Here is a 24,676-nt window from a genome sequence, read left to right as displayed (position 1 = left end):
TGTCAGGCTGTCTATTCTTAGGAAGGAGTAATGACCATGTCTAACGATCCCCTTAAACTGGCCGGCGCCGGTGTTGACGTCGACCTCCCCATTCTAGAGGGGGCTGTGGGTCCTAAGGTCATCGATATCCGCAAGCTTTATGCCCAGACCGGGATGTTTACTTTCGACCCCGGCTTTACTTCGACGGCAAGCTGCGAATCCAAGATTACCTATATTGACGGCGAAAAAGGCGAGCTCCAGTATCGTGGCTATCCGATCGAGCAGCTGGCAGAACACAGCGACTTTATGGAAGTCTGCTACCTGTTGCTGTTCGGTGAACTGCCGAGCAAAGCCGAAAAAGAGAAATTCGTTCACGACATCACGCACCACACCATGGTGCATGAACAGCTGCACCGCTTCTTCAGCGGTTTCCGCCGCGACGGTCACCCGATGGCTATCATGGTTGGTGTTGTCGGCGCTCTCGCCGCTTTCTACCATGACAGCACGGACATCAACGACCCGCACCAGCGCATGGTCGCAAGCTACCGCCTGATCGCCAAGATCCCGACGATCGCGGCAATGGCTTACAAATATTCGGTCGGCCAGCCGTTCGTCTACCCGAAGAACGAGCTGTCGTATGCCGCCAACTTCCTGCACATGATGTTCTCGGTCCCGGCTGAGGATTACAAGGTTAGCCCGACGCTTGAAAAAGCCATGGACCTGATCTTCATCCTCCATGCCGACCATGAGCAGAACGCTTCGACCTCGACCGTGCGTCTCGCCGGTTCGTCGGGCGCCAACCCGTTTGCCTGCATCGCAGCCGGCATCGCCTGCCTGTGGGGCCCGGCACACGGCGGTGCCAACGAAGCCTGCCTCAACATGCTTGAGGAAATCGGCACCGTTGACCGCATTCCGGAATTCATCGCACGGGCAAAAGACAAGAACGATCCGTTCCGCCTGATGGGCTTCGGTCACCGCGTTTACAAGAACTTCGACCCGCGCGCCAAGGTCATGCGCGATACGGCTCACAAAGTTCTGGAAGAACTGGGCGTCGACGATCCGATGTTCGACGTTGCGATGGAACTTGAGAAGATCGCCCGTGAAGATGAATATTTCGTCTCCAAGAAGCTGTACCCGAACGTAGACTTCTACTCGGGCATCATCCTGCGTGCGATGGGCTTCCCGACTTCCATGTTCACGGTTCTGTTCGCCCTCGCCCGGACCTCGGGCTGGATCGCCCAGTGGAAAGAAATGATCGAAGACCCGACCCAGAAGATCGGCCGTCCGCGTCAGCTTTTCACCGGCGCCACCAAGCGCGATTATGTGAAGCTGGAAGACCGCTCCTAAGCGGCACACCAAAACTATCAAGACAAAGGGCCGGCTCATCTGAGCCGGCCCTTTCTTTTTGTGCCCTGAGAGCGACAGCGATAGCCTATACGCGCACCTGACCTCCGGGACCAGGCCGTCGCCCTCACCTATACACATGCAACCCAGGTGGCGGCGACGCATTGCCCAATAAAAAAGCGGCCCGAAGGCCGCTTTCTATAGTCCTGAATTTCAAGGAGCCTATCCTTCAGCCCCCAGCATCGCGGTCAGTGAAGCTTCCGCGACAAGCGTGCCGTCCACATAGGCTTCGCCGGAGAACTTCCAGACGGCCCCACGGCCACGCTGTTTCACAAGCTTCATCTCGAGCCTGTCGCCGGGGCCTACGGGCTTCCGGAACTTGGCGCCGTCGATCGCCATGAAGTAGACCACCTTACCCTTGGCATCGTCACCCAGGAAATCAATGGCCAACACACCAGCGGTCTGCGCCATGGCTTCCAGGATCAGAACCCCCGGCATCACCGGCTTCTGCGGGAAGTGCCCCGGGAAAAACGGCTCGTTGATCGTGACGTTCTTGATGCCGGTGCAGCTTTCGCCCGGCACCACGTCAACGACCTTGTCCACCAGGAGGAATGGATAGCGATGCGGGATCGCCTCCATGATTTTCTGGATGTCGAATTCCATCGTAGGACCTACTTACTATTTCTTCTGGTCGCCGGTTTTGGCAGCAGGCTTCGCGGCTGGCGCTGCGCCTTGCTTGGGCAGGCTGATGGTCACGTTCGGCAGTTGAGCGTCGAGCTTCTCGATGAACTCGGTGGTGACATCGAGGCCAGCAGCAGAGCCAAGAACCAGGCGCTTCAGCATGATGATCTGAGCCTTATGCTCCTTCAGGATCGTGCGGATCACCGGCTGGCGGGCACGTTCAACCTGAACCATGGCTTCCTGGCGCAGTTTGTCGAAGGTATATTCAAGCTGCTGAAGTGCATTCTGAGCCTTCACATACTGCTGCTCGAGCTGGTGTTTTTCGGCTTCATACTTGTCATTGCCGATGATCGACTTGCGCTTTTCAAGATCAGCCAGCTTCTGCTCAACCACACCGCCACGGGTGACGAACTTGCGAAGCTCGAGGATGTTGTTCCGCAGCTCGTTGGTTTGCAGGTTGAAGTCTTTGTAGGCAGCGGCCTCACGCTCGACCCGCTGATCGTCAACGATCAAGATCTGTGCGCTGACAGCCCCGGTAACGCTTGCAGCAGCAACAAGGCCGATGACAGCAAGCTTAAGCGTTTTCATGATGTTAGCCATTATATTATCCCTATGATCTCTCTTAGAAAGTGGTGCCCACATTGAATTGGAGCGTCTGGGTTCTGTCCCCCAGTTGTTTCTTGATAGCTTTCGCCAGGTCGATCCGGAACGGACCGAACGGGGATTGCCACGAGAAACCGATACCGATCGCGATACGCGGTGCCGGCGAGTCACCAGCCAAACAGTTCATGTTCAAACTCGGAACATTACTAGAACCATTGGCAACCGCATCTTGGTAAGCCTGATAGTCGCTGATCCCGAAATCACACTTCTGGAACGAAGCCGTTTCTTCCTGTGAACGGAATAGCGAGCCTGCATCGATAAAGGCGGAGGCATTAATGCCCGATTCAAGCGCCGCATCCCCAAGCGGGAAGAAGAGCTCAGCCCTACCGATATAGTAGGCCGTACCACCGAGTGCCCCAGTAGCGCTGTTCGCGCCGTAGGAGAAGTCACGCGGACCGATACCGGACGTATCGAAACCACGGATACGCGGGCCACCGATATAGAACTTGTCGGTCAGACGGATCTTCTGACCCAGCCCTTGCATCACACCGGCCTCGCCACCGAGACGGAAGGTCCAACCTGCCCACGGTGTCCAATAGTTGTCGAAGTTGACCTTGCTGCGCAGGTAGCGAACATCGCCACCCAGGCCGGCAAAATCCTGGCTGAAGTACAAGGAATGACCGCGGGTCGGATGAATGACGCTGTTCCGCGTATCATACGCCAGGGTATAGCCGAAGATCGACTGCCAGCGTTTTCCTTCCGCTTCCTTCAGGTAGCGTGGCAAACCGGCTGCACTCTGTTCCGCGGAACTGAGCGAACCGTCGCCGTTGGTATCGAAGTCAAGCGCCGTTACCTGGCCGTCATTGTTGGTGTCATACAGGTCCAGCAGTTCCTGGATCTGCGTATCCGTCATCGTACTGTTCGGCGTAACGCTTTGCAGGAACGATTGGAAATAGCTGTTCACATAGGACGACGGAATGGTCGTGTCATCCTGACGGATCGTATAGCGCGTCGACAAGGTCCAGTATTCACTGACCGCAAGACCGCCGCGGAGCGAGAAGCCATACGATTTGGTGTCAAACGAGCTGGCATAAGTCGACGACTGGGTCCGGCGAGCAAAGATGTCAAAGCCTGCAGCGATGTTCCGGCCGAGGAAATACGGTTCCGTAAAGCCGAAGTTGATCTGCTGGCTAAGGCCGGACAGACGCAGGCCCAGGTTCAGGGTCTGGCCGCGGCCCTTGAAGTTCCGCTGCTTGACCGAGAAGTCGAAGATGAAGTTTTCAAGGCTGGAGAAGCCCGCACCGAGGTTCAATTCACCTGTCGGCTGCTCTTCCACCTTGACGTCCAGCACCATGCGGTCGGGCTTGCTGCCCTTCTCCTGGTTCACTTCGACGTTACGGAAGAAGTTCAGACGCTTGAGGCGGGTTTCCGACCGCTTCACGAAGGCCGAGTTGAAGGCATCGCCTTCCTGCAAACGGAATTCGCGCCGGATCACCCGGTCGAGCGTCGCAACGTTGCCGTGAATATTGATACGTTCCACATACACCCGCGGTGCGTTCAGCACCTTGAAGGTGATGTTGATCTTACGCGTCTTCTTGTCACGACGGATTTGCGGCCGCACGTCGACGAAGGCGTAGCCAAGGAGGCCTGCTGCGTTCGACAGCGATTCAATCGTCTTTTCAATCGACTCGGCGTTGTAGGTCATGCCTTCACGCATCAGCAGGAAGGCGCGCAGCAGGTTCGCGTTAACGTCCCTGATCTCGCTTTCCACATCGATCTTGCCGAAGGTATAAATCTCGCCCTCTTCCACCGTGAAGTTGATGAAAAAGTCCTTCCGGTCCGGCGTCAGCTCGGACACGGCGGAGACCACGCGGAAGTCGGCATAGCCTTCGTTGAGATAATGCTGGCGCAGGACCTGCTGGTCGTATGCCAGACGGTTCGGGTCAAACGTGTCGTTCGAGGTGAAGATTTTCCACCAGCGCGCTTCCTTGGTGGCCAGCACTTTGCGCAGGTCGCCATCGCTGTAGCGGTGGTTGCCGAGGAAATTGATGCGGCGAACCTTGGTCTTCGGACCTTCCTGAATTTCGAACAGGAGATCGACCCGGTTCTGCTCCAGCTGCACCACCTTCGGTTCGATGATGGCGGCGAAGCGGCCCTTGGTCCGGTAGAGGTCCATGATCTTCTGCACATCCGCGCGGACTTTCGCACGGGTGAAGACCATACGCGGCTTCAGCTGGACCTCATCCTTGATCTTGTCGTCCTTGAGGTGCTTGTTACCCTCATACACGATACGGTTGATGATCGGGTTTTCGACCACGCGAACAACCAGTGCACCATTGTCTTCCGAAAATTGGACATCGGAGAAGAGGCCGGTCGCGAACAAGTTTTTCAGGCTGGCGTCAAGACGGGCCTGGTCAAACGGGTCGCCAGGCTTCACTTCCAGATAGGAAGCAATGGTTTCCGGCTCCACGCGTTCGTTACCGACCACGTTGATCTGACGAATTGTTGGGATTTGACGAGCTACCTGATCCTGCGCGGACACAGACCCAGTGAGCGTTAATCCCCCTACTGTGAACGCAAGAAACAAGCGCCACACAACGCACATTCTAAATAAACGCAACTTTCCAGCCCATTCTTGTCTTTTGGCAACCCGGCGGTGAAATTGGCCTAGAGTGCCATGGATTGCAAGTCATTCAGTGTCACGAGCAGCATAAATATCAGCATCAGGGCCATACCGGCGATGAAACCGGCCTCCTGTGCCTTCCTGCTCAGCGGTGAACCCTTGATACCTTCAAGGGCATAAAACAGCAGATGGCCGCCGTCCAGAACCGGAATCGGCAGCAAGTTGACGATCCCCAGGTTGAGCGACAGCAGGGCCAGCATCCAGGCAAAGCTCTGAACACCATGGCTTGCCGCCTCACCGACCATACTGGCGATGCGGACGGGTCCACCCATTTCTTTTACGGAGCGAACCCCAAGGATCATTTGTCCAAGAGTGGTGAAGATTGTATCGGTCATCTCCACCGTCTGGCGGGCACCTTCCCGCAGCGCGCCGATCGGGCCAAGGTTTACCTTGTGCGGCACAGGCGATTCCACCCCGAGGAAACCGTAGGGATACCGGTTACCGAACCGGTCTTCCATATATTTGGTGCCTAAGACCACCTCTTTGGTCAGGGGCTGGCCGTCCCGCACGAGGGACAGCGTAACCCGCGCCCCCGGGTGCAGGCGGACAATCGCGCCAATATCGGTGAACCGGCTGACGCTTTCGCCGTCAACCGAAACGATACGGTCGCCAACCTGCAAACCGGCCTTTTCCGCAGCGGTCCCGGCGGAAACGCCATGAACCACCGGCTCGGCAATGCCGACACCGTAGGCGAAATAGAAGGTTGCGAACACAAGCACAGCCGCAATCAGGTTGACGGCAGGTCCGGCAAAAACCACAAGGGCCCGTTGCCACAAGGGTTTGAAATGGAAGCAGACTTTCTTTTCTTCCTCCGTCAGTCCCTCAGGCAGGTCACCCGGGTTACTGGCGGCAGAGGCGTCACCAAAGAATTTCACATAACCACCGATGGGCAGGATGCTGATCTTCCAGCGCGTGCCGCTTTTGGCTGTCCGGCCGAAAATCTCACGGCCCATACCGATGGAGAATGTGTCTACTTTGATACCGAACAGACGGGCCATGGCAAAGTGGCCCCACTCATGGATAAACACCAGGATACTGAAGCCGCCAATGAAGGCAGCAATCGTGAAAAGCAAGCCCGGACCTTGTGTTTCCATGGTCTTTGTTTCTCCTAGCTCTTCGCGGCCATACGATCAGCGAACGCACGGGCGGTGCGCCGCGCTTCCTCGTCTATCGCCATCACACTCGTCAGCGATTGTGGCGCTTTCATGTCTGCTGCTGCAAGAGTTTCCTCAACAACCGCGGCAATATCCAGAAAGCCCAGTTTTCCGCCTAGAAAAGCCTGAACCGCTATCTCATTGGCGGCATTAAGAATTGCCGGGGCAGCGCCGCCCGTGGACAAGGCTTCCATCGCCAGCGCGAGACAGCGGAATTTCTCAAGATCCGGGGCCTCAAACGTCAGCTGACCAATATCTTCAAGCCGCAGGCGCTTAACGGGCGCCGTCATCCTGCCCGGCCAAGCCAGGCAATAGGCAATCGGCGTCCGCATATCGGGGGAGCCAAGCTGCGCCAGCGTACTGCCATCGACATATTCCACCATCGAATGGATCACCGACTGTGGGTGGACTAGCACGTCTATCTGCCCCCGCTCAACCGGGAACAGGTGATAAGCCTCAATAATCTCAAGACCTTTGTTCATCATGGTCGCGGAATCGACCGAGATTTTGGCCCCCATGTCCCAGTTGGGATGGGCAACAGCCTGGGCTGGCGTGACAGATTTGAGCGCCTCCAGCGGCGTTTCACGGAACGGACCACCCGACGCCGTCAGGATGATCCTGTCCACGGCCTTGCCGGCCTCGAAATCAAACACCTGGAAGATGGCGTTATGTTCAGAATCCACAGGCAACAGTGTCGCCTTATGGGCTTTGACCTCATGCATCATCAGGTCGCCCGCGCACACCAGGCATTCCTTATTGGCGAGCGCCACTGTCGCCCCACGCCGGACGGCCGCCAGTGTCGGCGCTAGGCCGGCGGCCCCGACAATCGCCGCCATAACGATGGCGGCATTCCTCTCAGCCGCTTCAACCAGCGCATTGGGGCCCGCGCCTGCCGCGATAGATGTGCCAGAAAGCGCATCCCGGAGCTGGGGCAGAAGCCGCGCATCCCCGATCACCGCGAATTCGGCTGAAAATTCCCGTGCGGCCGCAGCCAGCTCTTCAACTTTACTGTAAGCAGTTAGCGCTATGACTTTGAAATCATTTGGATTTCTACGAATCAAATCCAGCGTGCTTTGCCCGACGGAACCTGTGGCCCCCAGGATGGTAAGTGTTTTGGGATGACTGTTCATTTCACGCCTAAAGTGCCCAGCCCATGCGCGCATGTGCCAGCATAATCACAACTACAGCCGGGGCCACAAAGACCAACCCGTCCACCCGGTCCAGAAGACCACCATGGCCGGGGATAAGCCCGCCTGAATCCTTAACGCCGAAGTGACGTTTCACCGCACTTTCCAGCAGGTCGCCAATCTGTGCCCAGATGGGCAGAAGGGCCGACCACAACGCAAAGGCCACGACATTGTGCCCGACGCCAAAGCCATAGTGCAGGACCAAGCTGGCGGCAACGCTCAGCACCATACCGCCGATCAGGCCAGCCCAGGTCTTCTTGGGGCTGATTTTCGGGGCAAGCTTCGGCCCGCCGATGCCCTTCCCGGCAAAATAGCCACCAACATCGGTCGCCCACACCACCAGAAAAATCCAGAACAGCAGCATAGCATCCATGCCGCGCACCCACCAAAGCGATGCGATCGGCAGCGCCACATAAGCGATACCCGCAAACCACCACCCCGGCCTGGAGCTAATGTTCAAGCGCAGCAGCAATACTCCAAACGCCGCAAGCCCGCCCAGCGACGCCAAAACCACCGCGATATTCATATCAGGTGCTGTCATCAGCCAAACCACGCCAGCCACGATAACCGTGGCCGCCGCAGCTTTGAGGGCAACGGCCTGTACACGGGTCAGCTGGCACCATTCGATGACCATCAGCGCGCCCCCGAGCATCAGGAGTGCTGCAAACCACCAGCCGCCAAAATAGATGGCACCAAGGACGGGCGGCAGCAAAAGAAGTGCCGAGACCACGCGCTGGAACAGATTGTCGGACATCCCCAAAGGCATGAAGGGCTTTCTTTCTAAGGGCGACCGCCGAAACGGCGGTGACGGCCCTGATATTCTTCCATCGCACTGGCAAAGGTTTCTTCAGTGAAATCCGGCCATAGCAGATCGAGGAACAGGAACTCAGAGTAAGCGGCCTGCCACAAAAGGAAGTTTGACAGGCGCTGTTCGCCGCTCGTCCGGATAATCAGGTCCGGATCCGGCAAATCGTGGGTAGCGAGCGAATTCTGGAAGCGGGCCTCATCGATATCATCGATCGACATACGCCCGTCCGCCACATCAGCGGCGATGGACCGCACGGCATCCAGGATTTCGTCCCGGCCGCCATAACTCAGCGCGATCACCAAGGTCATCCGCTTATTGTCCCTGGTCTGCGTCTCCGCCCGCTCGATCATCTCATTGATATCTTCGGACAGACGCTTCCGGCGCCCGATGACCTTCAGCCGGATCCCCTGCTTCGACAGGCTTTTCACTTCCCGGCTGAGGTAAAGCTTGAGCAAGCCCATCAGGTCGGTGACTTCCTCCTGCGGGCGGTTCCAGTTTTCACTGGAGAAGGCGTAGAGCGTCAGATACTCGACGCCAGCTTTCAAAGCGCCGCTGATCGCCTCACGTACGGCTTCAGCCCCCCGTCTGTGTCCCGCGGAACGCGGCAGACGCCTTTTCGCGGCCCAACGGCCGTTGCCATCCATGATGATAGCGACATGCCGGGGAGCAGAAACGTCTCCACCATTTTCAGAAAGGGGCTGAATACCTGCCGTCATTATCAGACCTGTGTAATTTCCGCTTCTTTGGTTTGCAGTGCACTGTCGATCTGACCAATATACTGGTCCGTCAGCGACTGTACCTCATCGGCATACATTTTATGGTCGTCTTCGCTGATCGCCTTGTCTTTTTCCATGCGCTTCAGCTGATCCATGCCATCCCGGCGCACATTGCGGACTGCGATCCGCGCCTGTTCGGCATATTTGCCAGCCACTTTGGCAAGCTCGGCCCGGCGTTCGGCGTTCAGCTCCGGGATCGGGATACGCACAAGCGTCCCGTCCAGCATGGGGTTAAGGCCGAGGCCCGCGTTGCGGATCGCCTTCTCAACCGCCGACGCATTCGACTTGTCCCAAACAGAGACCGACAACATGCGCGGCTCCGGCACCGAGATCGTCCCAACCTGGTTAAGCGGCATGGAGGCACCGTAAACGTCCACCACGACAGGCTCCAGCAGGCTTGCCGATGCCCGGCCGCTCCTCAGGCCAGCGAATTCATGCTTCAGCGCCTCAACGGCACCTTTCATGCGCCGTTCAATATCACCAAGGTCCAGTTCTTCATCACTCATGATTATTGCTCCTCACCAACAACAGTGCAGGTCCCATCGCCCTTCAATACATTGACGAGCTCATTCTGACTATGAATCGAAAACACGACGATGGGGATATTGTTCTCACGGCTGAGCGAAATGGCGGAGGCATCCATGACCTTCAGGTCCTGGGTCAACACATCCATATAGCTCAGGCTTTCGTAGCGAACCGCAGTCGGGTCCTTTTTCGGGTCGGCGTTATAGACGCCGTCCACCTGCGTCCCTTTCAGAAGGGCGTTGCAGTTCATTTCCGCCGCACGCAGTGCCGCGGCGGTATCGGTCGTAAAGAAGGGGTTGCCGGTACCGGCCGCGAAAATGACGACCCTGCCCTTTTCCAGATGCCGGATCGCACGGCGGCGGATATAGGGCTCGCTCACGCTTGCCATCGGGATGGCGGACAGCACACGGGTGTCGACGCCAACTTTCTCAAGCGCATTCTGAAGCGCCAGCGCGTTCATCACGGTCGCCAGCATTCCCATATAGTCAGCTGTAGAACGGTCGAGTCCCTCTGCCGCGCCCTTGAGGCCGCGGAAGATATTCCCGCCCCCGACAACCACACAGACTTCCGTGCCAATATCCCGCGCCTGCTTGATCTCACGCGATACACGCGCTGCCGTTTCCGGATCGATCCCGTAGCTGCCGTTCCCCATCAGGGCTTCACCGGACAGCTTCAACAGAACGCGCTTATATTTTGGCCCGCTCGACATAGTTCTCCACCTTCCTCAAATACTTAGCCCGCGGCAGCTTATCCGCTCACACCGCAATTGGCTACCTATGTTTCGTTAAAATTTTACAGGGCGCCACACCCCGCCGGGTATGGCATCGAACAGATTATAAAAAAGCCCAGGAGAATGTCTCCTGGGCTTTAACATTTAGCGGCTAGGTGCCTTACTGGCCAACAGCGGCGGCCACTTCAGCAGCGAAGTCTTCTTCTTTCTTCGCGAGGCCTTCGCCCATTTCCATGCGAACAAAACCGACGAGCTCGATCGGTGCGCCAGCATCTTTAGCAGCCTTGGCAACAACGTCAGAAATCTTGGTTTCGCCGTCGATGACGAAGATCTGGTTCAGAAGAACGACTTCTTCATAGTATTTGCGCATACGGCCAACGATCATCTTCTCGATGATTTCCATCGGCTTGCCGGATTCTTTGGCTTTCTCGATCTGAACCTGCTTCTCGCGTTCAACGAGTTCCGGATCAAGGTCAGCTTCCGAAAGCGATGCCGGGTTCGCTGCGGCGATATGCATGGCAAGCTGTTTGCCAAGAGCGGCGAGAGCGTCTTCACCAGCGGTCGACTTCAGCGCAACGAGAACGGCGATCTTGCCCATGCCATCAGCAACGGCGCTGTGAACGTAGGAAGCAACATAGCCTTCATCAACTTCCAGGACAGCCGCGCGGCGGATGCTCTGGTTTTCACCGATCTTGGCGATGTTGTCGGTCAGGACTTCAGCCACCGGCTTGCCTGCGCCCGGGTACGGAGCGGCTTTGATGGCTTCAACGTCGGTGCCAACTTCAAAAGCAACGCCAGCGAGGTCGGATACGAACTTCTGGAACAGCTCGTTACGGGCAACGAAGTCGGTTTCAGAGTTCACTTCGATCGCAGCTGCTTTGTTGCCTTCAGCTTTGATGCCGACGAGGCCTTCAGCGGCAATCCGGCCGGATTTCTTGGCAGCGGCGGCGAGGCCTTTGGTGCGCAGCCAGTCAACAGCGGCTTCGAGGTCACCATCGTTTTCGGCCAGCGCTTTTTTGCAGTCCATCATGCCTGCGCCGGACTTTTCGCGCAGTTCTTTAACAAGAGCGGCGGTAATTTGTGCCATTGGGGGTCCCCTTTAGATCTCTCACGCTCATAAACGTGACAATATCAAATATGATGAAGCTCCCGGACGGCCGGGCCATCCGGGAGCCTTAACCGAGAATTGTTACGCCTTTGCTTCTTCAGCAGCAGCTTCGGCCGGGGCTTCAGCAGCAGCTTCTTCAGCCGGCGCCTCAGCGGCAGCTTCTTCAGTCGGGGCTTCAGCAGCGGCGCCAAGGTCAACGCCCTGGGCAGCCAGCTCAGCCTGAATACCGTCAAGAGCGGCTTCAGCAACCATGTCGCAGTAGAGGCGGATGGCGCGGGTCGCGTCATCGTTACCCGGGATCGGGTAGTCAACGCCGTCCGGCTTGGAGTTGGTGTCGACAACGCCGACAACCGGGATACCAAGACGGTTGGCTTCAGCAATCGCGATATCGTCGCGGATCACGTCAACGACGACGATGATGTCCGGCAGGCCGCCCATGTCCTGGATACCACCGAGCGAAAGCTTCAGCTTGTCGCGCTGACGGGTCAGGGTCAGGGTTTCTTTCTTGGTCAGGCCGGTGTGTTCCTGGTTCAGCTGCTCATCAAGCTGCTTCAGGCGCTTGATCGACAGGCTGATGGTCTGCCAGTTGGTCATCATGCCACCGAGCCAGCGGTGGTTCACATAATACTGACCGCAGCGCTGAGCGGCTTCAGCGATGATCGGCGAAGCCTGGCGCTTGGTGCCGACGAACAGAACGCGGCCGCCACCGGCAACAACGTCACGAACAGCCTGCAGAGCGCGGGTCATGTAGGGAACCGTCTGGCTCAGGTCTACGATATGGATACCGTTGCGCTCGCCAAAGATGAACGGCGCCATTTTCGGGTTCCAACGGTGGGTTTGGTGACCAAAGTGCACGCCTGCTTCCAAAAGGGCGCGCATGTCGACTACGGGCATAGCCATACTATATCTCCTTTTCCGGTTTAGCCTCCGTGAGGTGTGCGCCCAGACAATTCCGGACACCGGATGGCGGCCTGCCAACACAGCAGAAAGCCTACCCCACGTGTGAAGTCGCGGCTCGTATAGTCCGCGCAGGGTATAATAGCAAGCTTTTTCTTATGGTAAAACGCCGGTTTTACGGGCGTTCGACGCTGAGTTCGCGCTCGGTCGCCTCGGTGACGCCATAGCCGGTAGCCGCGTCGATTGTCAGCCGCACGCCCCGGTCTTGCATATTGACCTGCGGAAGCGTGCGCACAATACGTTCACGGCGGGCCTCAAGAAGCGCCTGTGTCACCGTGCTCGCCCGTGCAAGCTTCATCAAATTGAGGCGGGTCGGGAACATCAGCGGGGTGCGCTCAGCTTCCCAGTCCGCCAGCAGTTTGCGCGGACTAACCCATTTCATCGACACGGCTTCCGAGCCGTCATGGCGCGCGGCCTGGCCTTTGTGGGCGGCGAGGTAAAAATAGGTATCGAAGCGGCGCGGCATCGGTTCCGGCGTGACCCAGTGTGCGAACGGCACGAGTGACGCGGTATCCAGCAGGCCACCAGCGATTTCCAGCACCCGGGAAAACGGCACCCGCGCCGGGATACGGTGCACAAGGTGCGCATCCCCGACAGGTTCCTCCATATGAAGAACCCCGGCTTCCTCATAAAGCTCCCTCAAGGCGGCAACACGGTAAGGGAGGTCCCTGTAGGCCTTAACCCCGGTTGTCCGGCCCTGCCAGCGCCAGAAGGCCTGGTCCATCCTGTCGACCTTACCGCCCGGGAAGACAAAAGCCCCCGGGGCGAACCTCATGGTCTGGGCCCGTTCAGTCATCAGAACCTCAAGCCCCTGCCCTCCGTCCCGGATCAACAGAATGGAGGATGCAGGCTTAGGCATGGCAATCGGCCGCCGTTCCGTCATGGCTTAGACCTCCTCCACCGACAGGACGCCCATTTCAGCGGCGATCGCCTGCCTGAGCTCCGGGGTTACCTTGTAGCGGCCGGTCAGCCGGAATTCCGCATGGCGTTTTTCGTCCGCCACCGGCACCCTGACCGTGATGCGCCCTTTACCGCCGACCTTACGGTCTAGGCTCGCCTTCATCGCCGCGAAAGCCTTGCCGTCTTCCACCTCGACGAACAGGCCCTTGGAGGATTGCGACGCCACGGTTTCGAGCGATTCAATCGATCGGCACGAAAGGCCGACGCTGTCGTCTTCATCCCGCTTACGTACCTGGACGGACACCACAACCGGTGCGCCCTCCTCCACCAGCGCCCGCATCCGCTCCAGGTCGTCCTCGAACGCCATGATCTCGAACGCATCAGTACGGTCAGATAGCGTCAGGCGGCCGAACTTGCTTCCGCGCTTGGTGTTACCCTCACGGTAGCCTGCGATGGCGCCCGCCATGCGGATGGTCTGGCCGACAAGGCCAAAGTCACTGTAGACTTCCCGCGCCGGCACAATCCGTTCGCGCTCCAGCACGGTTTCGTAAGCATCGAGCGGATGGGCGGAAATATAGAAGCCGACGGCTTTCTTTTCCTCCTCCAGCATTTCGGTATCGGTCCAACTGCGGACAACCGGCAGGCTCGGCCGCTCAACGACCTGTGCGAGCTCACCCCCGAACAGGCTAACCTGGTCACTTTCCCGTTCGCGCGCTTCCATCTGCGCTGTCCGCATGATGAGATCGGCGGCGGCATAAGCCTGCGCCCGGTCGGGCACCAGGCCATCGAAGGCGCCAGCGGCTGCCAGACGTTCGATCTGACGCTTGTTCAGGAGCTTGGGATCGACCCGCTCGGCAAAATCAAACAGGTCCTTGAAGGGTCCGTTTTCCTTGCGTTCCGCGACGATGGCTTCCATCGCCTTTTCGCCCACACCCTTAATGGCGCCAAGAGCATAGCGAACGCCGAGGTTATGGCGCGGGTCGCCGTCCTCACAGTAGGGGTCCGCAACCTTTTCGACCGTGAAAGGCACTTCCGAGTTATTGATGTCCGGCAGGAGAAGCGGAATCTCGCTCCGTTGCAGTTCCTGCTTGAAAGCCGCCAGCTTGTCGGTGTTGCCCATATCGAGCGTCATGATCGCCGCCATGAACTCGACCGGGAAGTTAGCCTTCAGGTAGGCCGTATGGTAGGCGACCAGCGCATAGGCGGCCGCGTGGGATTTGTTGAAGCCATAGGACGCGAACTTGGTAACCAGGTCGAAGATATAGCTGGCTTTCTCAGCGTCGATGCCGCGCTCAACCGCGCCGTCACAGAAGCGGCCACGCTGCTTGTCCATCTCCTCCTTGATCTTTTTACCCATCGCGCGCCTGAGAAGATCAGCCTCACCGAGGCTGTAGCCGGACATGACCTGCGCGATCTGCATCACCTGTTCCTGGTAGATGATGACGCCGTAGGTCTCCCCCAGGATTTCCTCAAGGATCGGGTGCGGGTATTCGACGGGCTCCCGTCCGTGCTTGCGGTCCACATAGGTGGGAATGTTATCCATCGGGCCCGGGCGGTAAAGCGCCACGATAGCGATGATATCCTCGAACTTATCCGGCCTCAGGCCCTTGAGGACCGCCCGCATCCCGGTACTTTCAAGCTGGAACACGCCCGCGGTATCGCCTGCGGCGAGCAGCTTATAGCTGGGCCCATCATCCAGCGGCACAGCCGGCAGGCTCACCTCGATCCCACGGTCCCGGATATAGTCGACGGCGCGGTCCAATACCGTGAGGGTCTTGAGGCCGAGAAAGTCGAACTTCACCAGACCCGCCTGCTCCACCCATTTCATGTTGAACTGGGTTACCGGCATGTCGGATTTCGGGTCTCGGTACAGTGGCACAAGCTCATCAAGCGGCCGGTCGCCGATCACCACGCCCGCGGCGTGGGTGGATGAGTGCGCGTAAAAGCCCTCCAGCTTCAGGGCGTGTTCCATCACCCGGCGCGTCAGCTCGTCAGAGTCGATCTCGTGCCGAAGGCGGGGTTCGGAATCGATGGCCTCCTGCAGCGTCATCGCGCTACCCGGGTCGTTCGGGATCATCTTGGACAGGCGGTCGGTCACCGGGTGCGGCTGCTGCATCACGCGGCCGCAGGCTTTCACCACCGCGCGCGCCTGCAATTTACCGAAGGTGATGATCTGCGCCACATGGTCGTAACCGTATTTGTCCTGCACATAGCGGATCACGCGTTCGCGCTTGTCCTGGCAGAAGTCGACGTCAAAGTCAGGCATCGACACCCGTTCCGGGTTCAGGAAGCGTTCGAACAGCAGCGAGAAACGAAGCGGGTCCAAATCGGTGATCTTGAGCGCCCAGGCGACAACCGAGCCCGCGCCCGAACCACGGCCTGGCCCCACCGGGATATCGTGGTCCTTGGCCCACTGGATAAAGTCGGCAACGATCAGGAAATAACCCGGGAAGCCCATCTGGTTGATGATCCCCAGCTCATATTCGAGCCGGTCCCAGTAGGCCTTCTCCCATTCCTCATCCTTGCCGGGCGTGAGCTTTTCTTCCGCTGCCTTGAAATCGAGCCGGGCGCGCAGGCCGTCTTCCGACTCTGTCCGCAGCATATCGGCCTCGGACACGTCCTGGCCTTGGGTAAAGTTCGGCAACAGCGGCGCGATCTTGTCGACCTTGGCGGCACAGCGCTGCGCAATATTGATTGTGTTTTCAATGGCTTCCGGGAGGTCCTTGAATAGTTCCTCCATCTCTTCAGCCGTCTTGAAACGGTATTCCTTATTGAGCTTGCGCCGGTCGGTCACCGCCACATAGGTGCTTTCAGCCATGCACAGGAGCGCGTCATGCGCGGCATACATATCCGGCCCGACGAAGAAAGGCCGGTTGGTGGCAACAATCGGCAGGTCATGCTTGTAAGCGAGGTCGAGGAAGGCCTCTTCGGTTTCTTCCTCTTTCTGTTCGCCATGGCGCATCAGCTCGACATAGAGCCGGTCGCCGAACAGGTCCTTCAGTTTCAAAAGACAGCCCTCGGCATCTTCCGCCTGCCCCGCGCGCAAAAGGTGCCCCACAGGGCCGTCGGGCCCGCCGGTCAGGCAGATGATGCCGTCGGAATGGCCCTCAAAGGCCTCCATCGGCAACTGCACGCCTTCATGGGCATCGCTTTCCAGGTGCGCCTTGGAGACGAGCTTCATCAGGTTCTTGTAGCCGGCCGGCGTTTGCGCGAGCAGGACGAGCTCATCCGGCTCCACCATCTTCTTGCCGCGGGCGGTATCATCGATATAGGGGTTCTTCACATGGAGCGTGACGCCAATGATCGGCTGGACACCGGCATCGGTCGCATAGCTCGAAAACTCGAGTGCTGCGAACATATTGTCCGTATCCGTCATCGCCACCGCGGGCATCTTGTGGCCGACACACTGTTTGATCATGTCCTTGACGTGGATGGCGCCTTCGGAAAGCGAATAAGCCGTGTGAACACGCAAATGAACAAAGCCGGCGTGGCTCATACGTCGGTACCCCCAATGAACTGACCAGTGTGCTGGTTCTTATAAAACATACATGACGCCCTTCTCCCACCACCAAGGTGGAAGCCTACCCTACCCCGACCATAAGCCGGGCTCAAGCGCTGGTGAGATGTCCTTCACGCAAGTGAAGCTGACGGTCGGCCCGCGCGGCAAGCTCGCGGTCGTGGGTGGCGATTACGGCGGTCAGGCCACGGTCCCGCACAAGCCGTACGAACAGGTCGAAAACCCGGCCTGCCGTTTCCTCGTCCAAATTGCCCGTCGGTTCGTCGGCGAGCAACAGGACCGGGGTACCAGCCACCGCGCGCGCAATGGCAACACGCTGCTGTTCGCCACCCGAAAGCTGGGACGGCACATGGTCCAGCCGTTCATCAAGGCCGACCTGGGTCAGGATTTCAGTGGCTTCCTGGCTGGCCGCCTTGTCCGACATGCCTTTGATGCGCAGCGCAATGGCCACATTTTCAAGCGCGGAAAAGTCAGGCAGCAGATGATGGAACTGATAGACAAAGCCCAGCTTCTGTTGGCGAAGCCGCGTGCGGCCATCATCGCGCATCCCGCTGGCGTCCTCGCTGCCGATCATCACGGTACCGGACGTGGGCCGGTCCAGAAGGCCGGTGATCTGCAAGAGGGTCGACTTGCCCGAGCCCGACGCGCCAACAAGCGCCACAAGCTCACCCTTCTGGACCTCAAGGTCGATTCCCTTGAGGATTTCGAGCGACTTATGGCCCTGCTGGTAGCTTTTGCGGAGGTCTTTCAGGGAAAGAACGGCTGTCATGGTCTTCCCCTATTCGTACCGAAGGATTTCAACGGGGTCGAGCTTGGCCGCGCGCCAAGCTGGCAGCACCGCCGCCAGGAAGGAGAGCACCACAGCAATCCCGATGGTGAGGCCGACCTCAAACCAGTCCACCTTCGCCGTCATGGTCGTCACGAAGCGCACAGACGGGTCCCAGGCATTGAAATGGAACAGATGCTCTATCCCTTCCTTGATGGCCTGAAGGTTATGGATGATCAGCGCGGACAACCCGCAGCCGACAACAATCCCCATCAAACCGACAACAAGGCCAACGGTGATGAAAATGCGGCGGATTGAAGCCTCACTGGCACCCACCGTGCGCAGGATGGCGATATCCGGCGCCTTGTCCTTCACCATCATGAACAGGTTCGAAGAAATATTGAATACCGCCACCAGAATCACGAGGCCAACCACCAGGAACATCACGACACGTTCGGTCTGCAAAGCGCTCACCAGCGCGGTGTTGAAACTACGCCAGGAACGGACATAAGCGCGGCGGCCAACGATATTGGCGACTTTAGGCCCGACATCATCCACGGCATCCGGCTGGTTCAGGAATATCTCGATATTGGAGACCGTGTCCCCAAGCCGGAAAAAGCGCTGGGATTCCTCAAGCGGCATCCCGATGAAAACTTCATTGAACTGATAGATGCCAAGGTCGACCACAGCCGAAACCGGATAGGCAAGATAGCGCAGGGTCGACCCGAACGGCGTGGAGATGGATTGCGGGCTGACGATGGTGATCGTATCCCCAACCCCAACGCCCAAATTCTTGGCCAGTTGGGAGCCAAGGACCAGCCCACGCTCCTTAATCGCATTCTCAAGGTTACCGGCCAATACCTTAGTAACATTAAGCTTTTCTTTGTTGAAAAACTCATCCGGAATGCCACGGACCAAGGCGCCTCGCGCCTCGGGGCCATTCATCGCCATGACCTGGTTTTCGGTGAACGGCATGATCTTGACCACACCGTCCGTACCCTTCAGGTCACTGAGAAGCTTTTCATAGTCATGGATTTTGCCGCCATAGCCGCCAACAAGGATATGGCCGTGGTAGCTGAGGATCTTGTCCATCAAGTCGGCACGAAACCCGTTCATTACCGACATGACGACAATCAGCGCGGTGACACCAAGCGCAATCGCCAGGACGGACAGGAAAGTGGTCACGGAGATGAAAACGTCACGGTTGCGCGATAGAAGGTACCGTCTGGCAACCGCCCATTCATACCCCGTTGCAATCACATGCCTGTCCTTTTCCCTTAAGCCGAAAGCTTTTGGATGGCATCTGCGGCCGAAACTTCGACCCGCTCACCCGTCGCCCTGTTCTTGAGCTCGATTACGCCTTTTTCAAGGCCGCGCGGTCCAATCGCAATCTGCCACGGCAGGCCGATCAGGTCCATATTGGCGAACTTGGCGCCAGCACGTTCGTCCCGGTCATCATAAAGCACCTCAATGCCCGCCTTCTCAAGCTCGGCATACAGGTCATCACAGGCTTTGGTGCAGGCGTCATCGCCCGCGCGCAGGTTGATAAGACCAACCTTGAAAGGCGCAACCGCTTCAGGCCAGATGATGCCGTTTTCATCGTGGCTGGCTTCGATAATGCCGCCGACGAGGCGCGACACGCCGATACCGTAGGAGCCCATCTGGACATTCACACTTTCGCCTTCAGGCCCCTGCACGCTTGCGCCCATGGGCTTGGAATATTTGTCGCCGAAGAAGAAGATATGGCCAACTTCAATGCCGCGGCCGGTGATCAGGTCAGCGCTTTCAACCGGGCAGTTTTCGGCGTCATGCATTTCTTCGGTAGCTGCATAGATGCTGGTCCAGCGGTCGACAATCGGCTGAAGATCACCCGTGAAATCGACGTCATCCGCAAGCGGGTCGATCTTGTCGAAATCCTTATGGAAGAAGACTTCGCTTTCGCCGGTGTCGGCCAGGATGATGAATTCGTGGCTGAGGTCGCCGCCGATTGGCCCCGTGTCCGCGCGCATCGGGATCGCCTTCAGGCCCAGACGTGCGAAGGTCCGCAGGTAGGCGACGAACATGGCGTTATAGGACTTGCGTCCATCTTCGGCTGTCAGGTCGAAACTATAGGCATCCTTCATCAGGAATTCGCGGCCCCGCATCACGCCGAAACGCGGACGGATCTCATCGCGGAATTTCCACTGGATGTGATAGAGGTTTTTCGGCAAGTCGCGGTAGGAGCGCACTTCACGGCGGAAAATGTCGGTGATCATTTCCTCGTTGGTGGGGCCATACAGCATGTTACGGCCATGCCGGTCCTCGATCCGCAGCATTTCCTTGCCATAGTCGTCATACCGGCCGCTCTCGACCCACAGGTCGGCGGACTGGATGGTCGGCATCAGAAGCTCCTGAGCGCCTGCGCGGTCCTGCTCTTCCCGAACGATCCGTTCGATGTGTTTGAGAACCTTCAACCCCAGTGGCAACCAGCTGTAAATACCGGCGGCGCCCTGGCGAATCATACCGGCGCGCAACATCAAGCGGTGCGAGGCAATCTGGGCCTCTGCGGGGTTTTCCTTAAGCGTGGGCAGGAAATAGCGGCTTAGACGCATGGTTCTGACATTCTTTCAAAAATTCGCTGAAACAGATAGGCGTTCAAACAGCGTTAACGCCTGCGCCTCTTTTGCCGGTCGAGGCCGATTTTGGCAACGGCTTTCTGGACATGATTGCGCGGAAAACCCCAGATTCTTTCCAAAATGGCAACTGGAACCGGGTCTCCCTGCTCAATATGTTGCACAGACGCAACAGCCCCCATAAAGAAACACAAGATGTTGTGGCCAAGTGCATCTAGTGTGATGACATTCTCCCCGCCATTCCATAGCTTCATCGGTGCGCGGGGCGAGAAGCTCACAATCGTGGCTCACGCTCAGGGAGGACTTAGCGCATAAAACAGACGGGCGCCGTAGAGCAGCCTGCTGAATATAAAAGAAAAGCAAGGCTTACACGCCTTGCTTTTTCTTTTTCTGGCTGGTTTCCCGGTCTACCCTAGTGGGGGACCGGATGACGCAGGACGATAAGACCAGACGTCGCAATCCAATGATAGAGAATGGTAAAGAGCGCGGCAACGATAGTGGTCGCCAGCAGTTTCTTCTTGAAGTTCGGGTTTACCGGAGCGCCTGGGTCGGTGCCTTCAATCACGCCGTCTTCCGACTCAAGCTGTGACTTCACACCAATCGGAAGCATACAGAAAAAGGTCATCCACCAGGACAGGGCGTAAACCAGGATAATCGACGCTATGCTCATTGTTTTTACACCTGTTCAAGTTCTACGAGTGTGCCGGAAAAGTCTTTCGGATGCAGGAACAGAACCGGTTTGCCGTGGGCGCCTGTCTTCGGTTCCCCATCCCCCAGGATACGCGCACCCTTTTCCAGCAGTTGGTCACGCGCAGCGATGATGTCATCCACCTCATAACAGACATGGTGCATACCGCCCGAGGGGTTCTTCTCCAGGAACTTGGCGATCGGTGAAGTCTCACCAAGCGGTAGCAGAAGCTCGATCTTCGTGTTCGGGAGTTCCACGAATACGGTGGTTACGCCATGGTCCGGCAGATCAACCGGGGCGGACACCTTGGCCCCCAACGTATCGCGGTATGTTGCCGTAGCGGCCTCAAGGTCAGGCACGGCAATCGCAACATGGTTCAGGCGTCCGATCATGGTCTCTTGTCCTTCTTTCCAGTCCTTAGCGGAAATCGATATCTTCCCGGCGCGTGATCAAGCTCGCGACACCAGGGTTTTTACCGATCTCACTGCGGCAATAGCGGCGCACGGCGATGCGGGCAGTTTCTTCCACCATGCTGTCACCACGCCTGTCAGCAGCTTTCATCCTGTCCAGCGCTTCCTCAACGGCGTCGACAAGGCCGTCATAGAAAGCGTCGTCATGGCTGCGCGGCAGCCCCATAATGGCGAAAGCCGGTTCCGCGGCCAACGCGCCATCATCATCAAATACCAGGCTAACGGTTACGAAACCGTTCGCGGATGCCCGCCGGCGGTCGATAATCGACGGGTCGCCGACATTGATGACCTCAGTGCCGTCAAGTGCGAGGCGGCCAACCGGGGCCTCATCAACCAGCTTAAGCCCCTGCTTGCTGATTTCAATGATATCGCCATTTCGCGGCACAATCGTGTGCTCCACACCCAATTCACGCGCGAGCTTGGCATGGCGCAGAAGGTGGCGCGCCTCACCATGGACCGGGATCGCGCTGAACGGCTTGGTCCAGCCGTACATTTTCGCAAGCTCCGCCCGCCCAGGGTGGCCGGAGACATGGACAAAGGCATCCTTCTCGGTGATGACGTTGATGCCTTCAGCCGCCAGCGTGTTAAAGAGCTGGCCGAGCGTCAGGTCGTTCCCCGGTATGATCTTCGATGAGAAGATGACATTGTCCTCCGGGCTGAGGTGTAGATATTTATGGTCGCCGCGCGCAATGCGGGCGATTGCCGCACGCGGTTCACCCTGGCAACCGGTACAGGCGATCAATACCTTGTTCCTGGGCAGATGGTCGGCGTCTTCCTCTGGCACAAGGGGCGGGAAGTCCTGCAGGTAGCCCGTGGCCTTGGCCGCACGCACAACGCGTTCCATCGATCGCCCCAGAAGCACCAGGTGGCGGCCTGAGGCCTTGGCAACAGCGCCGATGGTTTCAAGGCGCGCAACGTTGGAGGCGAATGTGGTGATCACCACCCTGTTCTCAAGCTCCTTGACGATCTCAACCAGGCTTTCACGAACGGCAGCCTCCGATCCGGATTCATTAGGGTTGAAAACGTTGGTGCTATCGCCCACAAGCGCCAGCACGCCCTTGTCCCCAAGCTCGCTCAGGACCGGCGACGGACACACAGGGCCGATAAGCGGACGGTCATCCAGCTTCCAGTCCCCGGTGTGGAAAATCGTCCCCTCCCCGGTTTCGATAACCAGGCCATGGCCTTCAGCGATCGAATGCGCAAGCGGGACATAGCTGACGGTATAGGGGCCGATCTCAATCGGCGTGAGCGCATCAACCACATGGAGCGGCACCACGTCCAGAAGCCCGGCTTCCTTCAGCTTGTCTTTGACCAGCTCAGCGGTGAAAGGCGTGGCATAGACGGGGCACTTGAGGCGTGACCACAGATACGGCACAGCCCCGATATGGTCCTCATGCCCGTGGGTCAGGACAAGGCCGACAAGGTCCTCACGTTCGCTTTCAATGAAAGCCGGGTCGGGAAAGATCAGGTCGATGCCCGGAACATGGGTTTCGGCGAAGGTCATGCCGCAATCCACCATCAGCCACTTTCCCTTGTGGCCATAGAGGTTGAGGTTCATGCCAATTTCGCCAGAGCCCCCAAGCGGCAAAAACAACAGCCGCTCGTCTCTTTCCCGTAAATACGCCATGGGCCTTATTGGTTCCTTTCGTAAATGAGCCGAAGGCCCTGCAGGGTCAGATCACCCGCCACTGCGTCAATAGCATCTGTATGGCCTGCGAACACGGGGGCAAGGCCACCGGTCGCCAGCACTTTCATATCGGCGCCATGCTCTTTCTTGAGCCGCGCGGTAATGCCTTCGATCATGCCGACATATCCCCAGAAGATCCCGGCCTGCATGGCTTCCAGCGTGCTTTTGCCTGTCACCCGGTCGCTGGTCGGCGGTGCGACGGCAATCCGTGGCAATTTGGCTGCAGCCTGGTGGAGCGCATGGAGCGACAGGTTGATCCCCGGGCAGATAACCCCGCCCAGATACGCGCCGTTCTTGCCGACGATATCGAAGGTGGTGGCGGTACCGAAATCGACGACCGCAACCGGTCCGCCATAAAGCGCGTCGGCCGCCACGGCATTAACCAGGCGGTCAGCGCCCACTTCCTGCGGGTTCTTCACATCGACGTCGACACCGAGCTTGACCTCCGGCGCGCCAACGATAAGCGGGTCGCAGTGGAAATATTTCTTACAAAGCTGCGTCAGCGGCCACAGCATCTGCGGCACCACGCTGGCGATAATCGCGCCGGTCACTGCCTCAGGCTTACGGTCATGCAGCGCCATCAGGTGGCTGATCCAGACCATATATTCATCGACTGTGCGCTGGTCCCCGGTCGAGATACGCCACTGTTCGACAATGTCTTCGCCGTCAATGAGGGCGAAGACCGTGTTGGTATTGCCGGCATCAATGGTGAGAAGCATCTTCGTTTCCTTCTTGCTCCGCGGTGTTCACGGGAAAAACGTCCCCTGCATATAGGCGTTTTTCATGGCCGCCGTCCAGCGTCACGAGCAGCGCGCCGTCGGCTTCGAGCCTAACGGGTGTGCCGGTGAAGGTCTCACCTGTCGTGCGCAGGGTCACAGGGCATCCGAGGCCCCAGGCGACCTCGGTCCATTCCCGGGCAATGGCGGCAAAATCCGCAACATTCCAGGCATTCAGCCGGTCATAGAGGATGCGCGCGAGATGTGAAGCGGCATCCTGAACCGGTACCGCCTGACCGATCTCCGTGGCAAGCGAGGTTGCCGGGAACAGCGCATCGGCGGGGAAATGCGCGAGGTTCATGCCGATCCCGATCACGACAAAGTCAAGTGCGTCGGCGTTCCGGGCGCTGCTTTCGATCAGGATACCACTGGCTTTCTTACCCGAAATCAGCACGTCGTTCGGCCATTTACAGCGAACGGTATCTGCATCCGCGCCAAGGGCGATGAAGGTGTCCCGGACAGCAAGGGCGCAAATGAAGGGCAACGCCGCCATATCGGCGGGTTTCAGGCTCGGCCGGAACAGAAGCGAGGCATAGAGGTTGCCCGGCTCCGATGTCCAGGCCCGCCCGCGGCGGCCACGGCCCGCTTCCTGGGCGCCGCCGATGAACCAGCACGGCCCCTGAAGGCCTTCCAAAGCGGCATCAGACGCCAGGCGGTTGGTGCTCGAACACACCTCAAAGAAGCGGGCCCCGACGCCATGCGGCATCGAGGCCCCCCAATTCTGG

The 24,676-nt window shown here is 58.4% G+C and carries 22 protein-coding genes; 1 reads left to right on the top strand and 21 read right to left on the bottom strand.

All coding sequences use genetic code 11. From position 1 onward, the window contains the following. Positions 1-36: 36 nt before the first annotated feature. Positions 37-1,326, top strand: coding sequence for a citrate synthase (locus tag K6118_RS06680; protein WP_247119459.1), 1,290 nt, complete (start codon positions 37-39; stop codon positions 1,324-1,326). A gap of 219 nt (positions 1,327-1,545) precedes the next feature. Here K6118_RS06680 and fabZ read toward each other — a convergent pair whose 3' ends face one another. The 21 genes from fabZ to K6118_RS06575 all read right to left on the bottom strand — a co-directional run bounded on the left by fabZ (position 1,546) and on the right by K6118_RS06575 (position 24,657). After that, complete coding sequence (gene fabZ, locus K6118_RS06675; protein ID WP_247119458.1) at positions 1,546-1,986, bottom strand: 3-hydroxyacyl-ACP dehydratase FabZ; 441 nt, start codon at positions 1,984-1,986, stop codon at positions 1,546-1,548. Positions 1,987-2,001: 15 nt separating this feature from the next. Further along, positions 2,002-2,604 (bottom strand): OmpH/Skp family outer membrane protein, encoded by a 603-nt coding sequence (locus K6118_RS06670; protein WP_247119457.1) that lies wholly within the window; start codon positions 2,602-2,604, stop codon positions 2,002-2,004. A 22-nt stretch (positions 2,605-2,626) separates the two neighbouring features. Continuing rightward, complete coding sequence (gene bamA, locus K6118_RS06665; RefSeq protein ID WP_281500694.1) at positions 2,627-5,212, bottom strand: outer membrane protein assembly factor BamA; 2,586 nt, start codon at positions 5,210-5,212, stop codon at positions 2,627-2,629. Between the two features lie 62 nt (positions 5,213-5,274). Next, positions 5,275-6,384 (bottom strand): RIP metalloprotease RseP, encoded by a 1,110-nt coding sequence (rseP, locus tag K6118_RS06660; protein ID WP_247119455.1) that lies wholly within the window; start codon positions 6,382-6,384, stop codon positions 5,275-5,277. Between the two features lie 14 nt (positions 6,385-6,398). Next, on the bottom strand, positions 6,399-7,574 hold the full coding sequence (locus K6118_RS06655; RefSeq protein WP_247119454.1) for a 1-deoxy-D-xylulose-5-phosphate reductoisomerase: 1,176 nt from the start codon (positions 7,572-7,574) through the stop codon (positions 6,399-6,401). A gap of 7 nt (positions 7,575-7,581) precedes the next feature. Further along, on the bottom strand, positions 7,582-8,397 hold the full coding sequence (locus K6118_RS06650; protein ID WP_247119453.1) for a phosphatidate cytidylyltransferase: 816 nt from the start codon (positions 8,395-8,397) through the stop codon (positions 7,582-7,584). 14 nt (positions 8,398-8,411) lie between these two features. After that, positions 8,412-9,155 carry an isoprenyl transferase gene (locus K6118_RS06645; RefSeq protein ID WP_281500665.1) on the bottom strand — a complete coding sequence of 248 codons (744 nt, stop codon included), beginning with the start codon at positions 9,153-9,155 and terminating at the stop codon, positions 8,412-8,414. A gap of 2 nt (positions 9,156-9,157) precedes the next feature. Further along, positions 9,158-9,721, bottom strand: a complete 564-nt coding sequence (gene frr, locus K6118_RS06640; protein ID WP_247119451.1) for a ribosome recycling factor — start codon at positions 9,719-9,721, stop codon at positions 9,158-9,160. A gap of 2 nt (positions 9,722-9,723) precedes the next feature. Then, positions 9,724-10,449 (bottom strand): UMP kinase, encoded by a 726-nt coding sequence (pyrH, locus tag K6118_RS06635; protein WP_247119450.1) that lies wholly within the window; start codon positions 10,447-10,449, stop codon positions 9,724-9,726. Between the two features lie 181 nt (positions 10,450-10,630). Further along, a complete protein-coding gene (gene tsf, locus K6118_RS06630) occupies positions 10,631-11,557 on the bottom strand; it encodes a translation elongation factor Ts (RefSeq protein ID WP_247119449.1) in 927 nt (308 codons plus the stop codon). 102 nt (positions 11,558-11,659) lie between these two features. Then, positions 11,660-12,478: a 30S ribosomal protein S2 gene (rpsB, locus tag K6118_RS06625; RefSeq protein WP_343269918.1), complete on the bottom strand. Its 819-nt coding sequence runs from the start codon at positions 12,476-12,478 to the stop codon at positions 11,660-11,662. Positions 12,479-12,650: 172 nt separating this feature from the next. Beyond that, complete coding sequence (locus K6118_RS06620) at positions 12,651-13,418, bottom strand: NUDIX hydrolase (RefSeq protein ID WP_247119448.1); 768 nt, start codon at positions 13,416-13,418, stop codon at positions 12,651-12,653. A 3-nt stretch (positions 13,419-13,421) separates the two neighbouring features. Continuing rightward, on the bottom strand, positions 13,422-16,931 hold the full coding sequence (gene dnaE, locus K6118_RS06615; protein ID WP_247119447.1) for a DNA polymerase III subunit alpha: 3,510 nt from the start codon (positions 16,929-16,931) through the stop codon (positions 13,422-13,424). Between the two features lie 112 nt (positions 16,932-17,043). Continuing rightward, positions 17,044-17,721 (bottom strand): ABC transporter ATP-binding protein, encoded by a 678-nt coding sequence (locus K6118_RS06610; protein ID WP_247119446.1) that lies wholly within the window; start codon positions 17,719-17,721, stop codon positions 17,044-17,046. 9 nt (positions 17,722-17,730) lie between these two features. Continuing rightward, positions 17,731-18,978 carry a lipoprotein-releasing ABC transporter permease subunit gene (locus K6118_RS06605; RefSeq protein WP_247119445.1) on the bottom strand — a complete coding sequence of 416 codons (1,248 nt, stop codon included), beginning with the start codon at positions 18,976-18,978 and terminating at the stop codon, positions 17,731-17,733. A 17-nt stretch (positions 18,979-18,995) separates the two neighbouring features. Then, positions 18,996-20,309: a proline--tRNA ligase gene (gene proS / locus K6118_RS06600; RefSeq protein ID WP_247119444.1), complete on the bottom strand. Its 1,314-nt coding sequence runs from the start codon at positions 20,307-20,309 to the stop codon at positions 18,996-18,998. A 433-nt stretch (positions 20,310-20,742) separates the two neighbouring features. After that, entirely contained in the window at positions 20,743-21,000 is a 258-nt protein-coding gene (locus tag K6118_RS06595) for a DUF1467 family protein (protein WP_247119443.1), read from the bottom strand. Positions 21,001-21,005: 5 nt separating this feature from the next. Then, complete coding sequence (gene mce / locus K6118_RS06590; RefSeq protein ID WP_247119442.1) at positions 21,006-21,410, bottom strand: methylmalonyl-CoA epimerase; 405 nt, start codon at positions 21,408-21,410, stop codon at positions 21,006-21,008. 25 nt (positions 21,411-21,435) lie between these two features. Next, on the bottom strand, positions 21,436-23,115 hold the full coding sequence (locus K6118_RS06585) for a ribonuclease J (protein WP_247119441.1): 1,680 nt from the start codon (positions 23,113-23,115) through the stop codon (positions 21,436-21,438). Positions 23,116-23,120: 5 nt separating this feature from the next. Beyond that, a complete protein-coding gene (locus K6118_RS06580; RefSeq protein ID WP_247119440.1) occupies positions 23,121-23,894 on the bottom strand; it encodes a type III pantothenate kinase in 774 nt (257 codons plus the stop codon). Then, positions 23,878-24,657, bottom strand: a complete 780-nt coding sequence (locus K6118_RS06575) for a biotin--[acetyl-CoA-carboxylase] ligase (RefSeq protein WP_247119439.1) — start codon at positions 24,655-24,657, stop codon at positions 23,878-23,880. Before K6118_RS06575 ends, K6118_RS06580 begins: the two co-directional genes overlap by 17 nt. Positions 24,658-24,676: the final 19 nt, after the last annotated feature.

It is taken from the genome of Kordiimonas marina, from assembly GCF_023006325.1.
In the GTDB taxonomy this organism is placed as follows: Bacteria; Pseudomonadota; Alphaproteobacteria; order Sphingomonadales; family Kordiimonadaceae; genus Kordiimonas; species Kordiimonas marina.
Note: the sequence above shows the minus strand (reverse complement) of the source record. Positions and strands in the feature narration are given on the sequence as shown.